This is a genomic window from Rhodococcus sp. NPDC057529 (assembly GCF_042802055.1).
In the GTDB taxonomy this organism is placed as follows: domain Bacteria; phylum Actinomycetota; class Actinomycetes; order Mycobacteriales; family Mycobacteriaceae; genus Rhodococcus_F.
In genome coordinates, this window is record NZ_JBHVEY010000065.1 from 1 (window position 1) to 1,556 (window position 1,556).

2 protein-coding genes are annotated in these 1,556 nt (G+C 73.4%); both read left to right on the forward strand.

The window, feature by feature from the left end; all coding sequences use genetic code 11:
• Nucleotides 1–1,221, forward strand: a 1,221-nt coding sequence (locus ACFU5V_RS43015; protein WP_378707523.1) for a thiolase family protein, incomplete at its 5' end; no start/stop codon positions are given.
• The coding region (locus tag ACFU5V_RS43020; RefSeq protein WP_378707525.1) for an enoyl-CoA hydratase/isomerase family protein at nucleotides 1,218–1,556 on the forward strand (339 nt) is incomplete at its 3' end. The genes ACFU5V_RS43015 and ACFU5V_RS43020, both read left to right, overlap by 4 nt.

Below are 1,556 nucleotides of genomic sequence, written 5' to 3' on the forward strand. Positions count from 1 at the left end.
GTGGCCGAAGTGTTTCTGGTGGACGGAGCCCGTACCCCGCAGGGTCGGTACGGCGGAGCGCTCGCAGGAGTGCGCCCCGACGACCTTGCGGGTCTGGTCGTGGCCGAGGCGGCCCGCCGGGCGGGTATCCCGGGCGAGGCCGTCGACGAGGTGATCCTCGGTGCCGCGAACCAGGCGGGCGAGGACAACCGCGACGTCGCGCGGATGGCGGTGCTGCTCGCGGGCCTGCCGGACAGTGTCCCCGGCTACACGGTGAACCGGCTGTGCGCGAGCGGTCTGACGGCCGTCGCGTCGGCCGCGCACACCATCCGCAGCGGTGAGGCCGACATCGTGATCGCCGGCGGCGTCGAATCCATGACCCGCGCACCGTGGGTGATGGCCAAGCCCGGCACGCCGTGGGCGCGTCCGGGGGAGGTGGCGGACACCTCGCTCGGCTGGCGGTTCACGAACCCCCGGTTCACCGCCGCCGACGCGGATGTTCCGGCCGGGGCCGGACCGGACGTCCGCAAGGTGACGTTGTCGATGGGCGAGACGGCCGAGGAGGTCGCCGCGCTCGAGGGCATCACCCGCGCCGAGAGCGACGCGTTCGCGCTGCGCAGCCAGGAGCGGGCGATCGCCGCCGTCGACGCCGGCCGGTTCGACCGGGAGATCGTCCCGGTGCCGCTGCGCGAGGGGGAACTGACCGCCGACGAGACCCCGCGCCGGGGCACCACCCTGGAGAAGCTGGGCACGCTGAAACCGGTGTTCCGCCCCGGCGGCATCGTGACCGCCGGCTCGTCGTCGTCGCTGTCGGACGGCGCCGCTGCCCTCGTCGTCGCGAGCGAGGCCGCCGTCGAGCGGTACGGCCTGACCGTCCGCGGCCGCATCGTCACCAGCGCGAGCGCGGGCATCGCCCCCCACATCATGGGCCTCGGCCCGGTCCCGGCCACCCGGAAGGCGCTGGCCCGGGCCAACTGGTCGGTGTCCGATCTCGGCGCCGCCGAACTCAACGAGGCCTTCGCCGCGCAGTCGCTCGGTGTGATCCGGCAGCTCAAGCTCGACGAGAGCATCGTCAACGCCGACGGCGGCGCCATCGCGCTCGGTCACCCGCTGGGCTGCTCGGGTGCGCGGATCCTGCTGACGCTGCTCGGTCGGATGGAACGCGAAGGCGCCCGCCGCGGGCTGGCCACGCTGTGCGTGGGCGTCGGTCAGGGCGTCGCGATGCTGATCGAGGCGCCGTGAACACGCTGAAGGTCGAGGACCGCGACGACCGCATGGTCGTCACCCTGCACCGGCCGGCGCAGCGCAACGCGATCAATGCGGAGATGATCGCCGAACTGCACCAGGTGTGCGCGGCGGTGGAGGCGACACCGAAGCCGATGCTGCTGACCGGCGAGGGCGAGCACTTCGCGGGCGGCGCCGACATCGCCGAACTGCGCGAACGCGGCCGTGATGAGGCGTTCGCCGGCATCAACCGCACTCTGTTCGACCGCATCGCGAAGCTGCCGATGCCCACCGTCGCCGCGGTCAGCGGATACGCGCTCGGCGGCGGCGCCGAACTGTCCTACGCCTGCGAC